This window comes from Thermovirga sp. (genome assembly GCA_012523215.1).
In the GTDB taxonomy this organism is placed as follows: Bacteria; Synergistota; Synergistia; order Synergistales; family Thermovirgaceae; genus 58-81.
Map to the genome: position 1 here is coordinate 1 of JAAYIZ010000016.1, position 4,550 is coordinate 4,550.

Sequence of the window (4,550 nt, forward strand, 5' to 3'; positions counted from 1 at the left end):
CCCCTCGCTTATGGCACCGGCCATGTCCCTGGTGGAGTTCCACATGGTGTCGTAAAGTATGACGGCGCTCTTCTCAGGTTCCTGCCTGGCCCATTCCTGGTACTTTTTAACGATCTGGAGCGGGTCCTTGCGCCAGATCACGCCGTGGCTCGGCGCTATCATGTCGACCTTGAATCCCAGCCCCAGCACTTCGTCGATCTTCTTGAGCACCATGGGGCTGAAGGGCGTCAGAATGTTGGCGTAGTACTTGATACATTCTTGGAAGAGTTCCTCCTGGTCGACTTGGTCGTTGTAGGGGTAGGCCGAGGCGTAATGCTGCCCGAAGGCATCGTTGGGCATGAGGAGATCTTTCCCCGAGAGGTAGGTAAACATGCTGTCGGGCCAGTGGAGCATGGTTGCCTCGATGAAGATCATTTCCGTCTCGCCCAGGGAAATCTTGTCCCCGGTTTTCACCTGCCGGAACTTCCACTCCTTGTGGAAGTGGCCCGGGATACTGTCCATGCCCCGGGGGGAGACGATCACCTCGGCCTGGGGCGCCAGTTCCATGAGGGCGCCCAGGGCTCCGGAGTGGTCGGTCTCGGCGTGGTTGGCCACGACATAGTCGATCCTGGAGGGTTCGACCAGGGACCTGACGTTGTCCAGGAACTTCTCCGTGAAGGGATCCCAGACCGTGTCCACGACAGCGATCTTTTTGTCGCGAATCAGGTAGGCGTTGTAGGTGCTCCCCCTGTGGGTAGACAGTTCATGGCCATGGAAAAAGTTGAGGGCCCAATCCTTGACCCCTACCCAGAAAATATCCTTCTTGATCTCGAAGACCATTTCCTATCCCTCCTTTCCTCTACACCAGGGATGATCACTAGGTTTTTCAAAGCAGTCTCGTCGAAGCGACGGGCCTCGGAGTTTTGACCACCAGGACCCTGAAGGTGGCCCCGCTTTCGTTGTACCAGCAGTGAGGTATGTCCTTGGGGCTTTCTATAAGCGCATCCTTCGACACGGCTTTCTTCTCGTCGCCAATCTCCACTACGCCGGTACCCTCCAGTACATAAAAGAACACGTCTACGGGGGTAATGTGCTTTTTCAGCGACTCCCCCGGCTCAAGGGTGATATGAATCACCTGCGCCTCAGGCGTGTCGTAGAGCTTGCACACCTTGACGCCGTGGGGGGTGGTGATCTGCGCGGCTTCCCTGAAGCTCGTGATCTTCAAAGGATCCTCCCTCCTTTATTAGGGGACCTTCATTTTATCACGCCCCCCTTCGGAGGTCCCCCTTCCGTTCCGCTCAAGTTATTGGGATGTTTTTAAAATAATACCCCAAAAGTCCTTTAAACACCTAACAGGGGCAAGGCTGTATAATTTGGATCGCCAGGGAAGAAAAAGCCATCTCCACGAGAGGAGTCGGGAAAAATGTCGGGAAGGATAGCGGTGCTGGTGGAGAGCGATTTCCACGACATAGAGTTCTGGTATCCCTTCTACAGGCTGCAGGAAGCCGGCCACGAACCCATTATCGTCGCTCCGACAGCCCCAAAAATCTACAGGGGAAAGTTCGGCACGACGGTGGAAGCCCCCTATGACGCCGGGAGCGTCGCCGGGCAATCGCTGGCGGGCGTGGTGATCCCCGGCGGATGGGCGCCGGACCGCCTCAGGATGTCCGCGGAAATCGTTGGTCTCGTCAGGAAAACCTACGAATCAGGCGGGTTAGTGGCGGGCATCTGTCATGCCGGCAGCCTGCTGGTCTCCAGCGGGATACTCACCGGGAGGACGGTTACGAGCTATCCCAGCCTCAAGGATGACATGGTCCTGGCGGGGGCTGAATGGGTGGATGCGGAGGTAGCGGTTTCGGAGAGGATCATTACCAGCAGAAGGCCATCGGATCTCCCGGCCTTCATGGCCGAGGTCATAAAAGCCCTCATAGTCTGAAATTTCCTTCGCTGCCGCTCGTCAATGCTATAATCTTTTCAAGTTGGAAATGCGCCTGCAGAAAGCACAGGGAGGGACAGAGTATGAAAGCGATGAACAGGAGGATTATTTTCACGGCCGTCTTGCTTGCCTTGACGGTCATGGCCTCGGGTGCGGCCTGGGGAGCCATGGGCGAGGTGACTTCCTTTGCCTTCAGGTCCGCCCAGGAGGATGTGCTCGGCCTCGGAAAATCCCTCGAAAAGGACGGAAAAGCCGATGTCCACTTCGCCCTTTCCCTCAAGGGCATCGGGGCGATCACCGAAGTCTCGCTGAAAGCCGTGGATGGAACCAGGGAATGGGCCCCCGCCACCGGGAGCGACCGATGGGCCATGGTCATAAAGGATGCCTCGGGGAAGACGATCTCCTCGGAGTCGGGGTTGCCCGTAACGCCCTTCCTGGGCTTCGCGAACCTCAACCTTTATATCGCCGACGACGGGGTGGCCTTTTCCGAGACGCGGGAATACGAGGTGACGGTCAAGTTCATCGACGGCAGCACCGCCTCGGCTAAGACCGAGGTCAAGGGAATGCCCGACATCTTCGGGACTCCCGAACCGCCTGAGCCCGAGAGCGGGGTAATGACCGCGACGGTCTACGGCATCGGCGATCGTGACGTGGCCGGCAAGCGGGAGACCCTGGGCAAGGACGGCGCCAACGACGCTCACTTCCGGGTTCGCTTCACCACCATATCGGTGGTGGACCAGGTCACGATCCGCAACGTGGACGGAACCAACGCGGTTTGGGACACGGTGCCCGGCAACGGGATCTGGGCGATAGCCGTGTTCCAGGACGACAAGCTCAAGAACCGGGCCGACGGCAGCGTACGCTTCGCCGTGGACGGTGATACCACGCTGGACCTCTGGGTGGCCGATAACGGGGCGGTCGCCGGAGGCAAGACCCGCTTCGAGGTTATCGTCGAATTCGACGACGGGACGACCTTCAGCGAGATGGCCTCGCGGGGAACGCCCGAGGCGGAGACGCCCGTGGAGGACATTCTTTCGGCGGTGCTCTATGCCCCCGCTACCACGGACATAGCCAACCGGGGCGAGACCGTCGGCGCCAACGGAACCCCCGACTGGAGGATCACCCTCTCCCTGGTCGGCGAAGGGACCGTCATAAGTTTCATTGTCCGGGGGATAGAGGGCTCCGTGGCCGAGTGGGACACCCTTCCGGGCAACAAAAAACCCCTGGCGGTGGTCACCGACTCGGCCGGCAAGATCCTCAATGCGCCCAACGGCTCGATCTCGATCCCGCTTAGCGGCAGGAAGGATCTTTCCCTCTGGCTCGACGACGCTGGCGCCCTTTCGGAGGCCATTAACAAGTTCAGGGTCATAGCGGTCCTGAGCGACGGAAGGACCTTTGAGAGGCTCATCGAACGGGCATCGACCCCTATTTCGACCCAACAAGGTCCGGGGGAGATCCAGGAATCCGACAGCGTCAGGGCCTTCTACATCGGCAAGGGACCGAGGAACCTCATCGGCAAAGGTGAACCGGCGGACATAACCAAGGGCCTCGACGCGAACCCTGACGCCCACATAAGGCTCAGGCTCACGTCGCTGGACGGTACCATCGAGTCCTTTACCGTGGAATCCCTCGACGGACAGGGGGGGGACTGGGACACCATCCCCGGCAACGGAAGGTGGCATATTGCCGTCACCGAGACAGCCACCGGCCCGATGCTCAACAAGAACGACGGTTCCTTCACCAGCAAGGTCTCGGGAAGCAGCGAGTTTCACCTCTGGTTGGCCGACAACGGCAAACTGAGCGCCAACCCCTCGGGTTACAGGGTCATCGTCCGCTTCTCCGACGGGCGGGCTCTCTCACAGAACCTTTTCTAGAGGGAAGACCTTTTTGGGGAATTTTTCGAAGGATTATTTAGGGGATCTCTCCAGGGAGGGGTCCCCTTTTTTTCTCGCCTTTCTTGTCAACAAAAGGGGAATCTTGTCCTCAAAAAGGAGAAGCAGGACCGCCGCTACGATCAAAAGTGCGCCTCTCAGGTGTCCAGCCGTGGGGATCTCTCCCAGGAAGGCCCAGGCTATGACGCCGGCGAAGATGATCTCCGACATGGAGGTGATCGAGGCCGTCGTCCCGGGGATGTGCCTGAGGGCGAAGGAAAACAGCCCGTAGGATACCAGCGTGGGCAAAAGTGCCAGGTGGGTCAGGGCCAGAACGCCAGGAAGGGGAAGGCCCCGCAGGTCCGGGATCTCGTTCCTGGAAAAGGCGATGACCAGCATGATGAGGGAACCCCAGAGGAACATCTGCACGAAGGTCTTGAAGGGCTCTTCCCTCCCGGTACCATAACGACCGTTGAGGATGAAGAAGGAAAAACCTGCTCCCGATACGACAGCAAGAGTCACGCCGGTCATGTCCAGGTCCCCTACACTCGCGCCACCAAAGCCGCCCACGGCGGCCCATACACCGGCAAGTCCTGCCAGCAGGGCAATAAATCGAACCCTGGTGAAAGGTTCCTTGCCCAGGACGGCGGCCCCCAGGGCCGTCCATACCGGGTTGATGTAAAAAAGGATGACCGTCAGCCCCACGGGTATGGTAACGAAGGCTATGTTCGACAGGTAATATACGAAGACCACGCCGAAAAGGC

Annotated in this window: 5 protein-coding genes; 2 read left to right on the top strand and 3 right to left on the bottom strand. The window is 59.1% G+C overall.

The genetic code is table 11. The annotated features are described in order from the left end of the window. The coding region (locus tag GX108_00620; GenBank protein NLO55552.1) for an MBL fold metallo-hydrolase at positions 1 to 819 on the bottom strand (819 nt) is incomplete at its 3' end. 46 nt (positions 820 to 865) lie between these two features. After that, positions 866 to 1,204: a cupin domain-containing protein gene (locus tag GX108_00625; protein NLO55553.1), complete on the bottom strand. Its 339-nt coding sequence runs from the start codon at positions 1,202 to 1,204 to the stop codon at positions 866 to 868. Positions 1,205 to 1,402: 198 nt separating this feature from the next. Here GX108_00625 and GX108_00630 point away from each other — a divergent pair, with 198 nt between their 5' ends. After that, positions 1,403 to 1,915 carry a type 1 glutamine amidotransferase gene (locus tag GX108_00630; GenBank protein NLO55554.1) on the top strand — a complete coding sequence of 171 codons (513 nt, stop codon included), beginning with the start codon at positions 1,403 to 1,405 and terminating at the stop codon, positions 1,913 to 1,915. A gap of 83 nt (positions 1,916 to 1,998) precedes the next feature. After that, positions 1,999 to 3,789, top strand: coding sequence for a hypothetical protein (locus GX108_00635; GenBank protein NLO55555.1), 1,791 nt, complete (start codon positions 1,999 to 2,001; stop codon positions 3,787 to 3,789). Between the two features lie 33 nt (positions 3,790 to 3,822). Here the strand turns inward: GX108_00635 and GX108_00640 are convergent. Further along, positions 3,823 to 4,550 (bottom strand): EamA family transporter (locus tag GX108_00640; GenBank protein ID NLO55556.1); only part of this gene is annotated, 728 nt, incomplete at its 5' end.

Bases quoted from the DNA above. Each gene is read 5' to 3' on its own strand.
- GX108_00630 (NLO55554.1), top strand. From the start codon at position 1,403: ATGTCGGGAAGGATAGCGGTGCTGGTGGAGAGCGATTTCCACGACATA.
- GX108_00635 (NLO55555.1), top strand. From the start codon at position 1,999: ATGAAAGCGATGAACAGGAGGATTATTTTCACGGCCGTCTTGCTTGCC.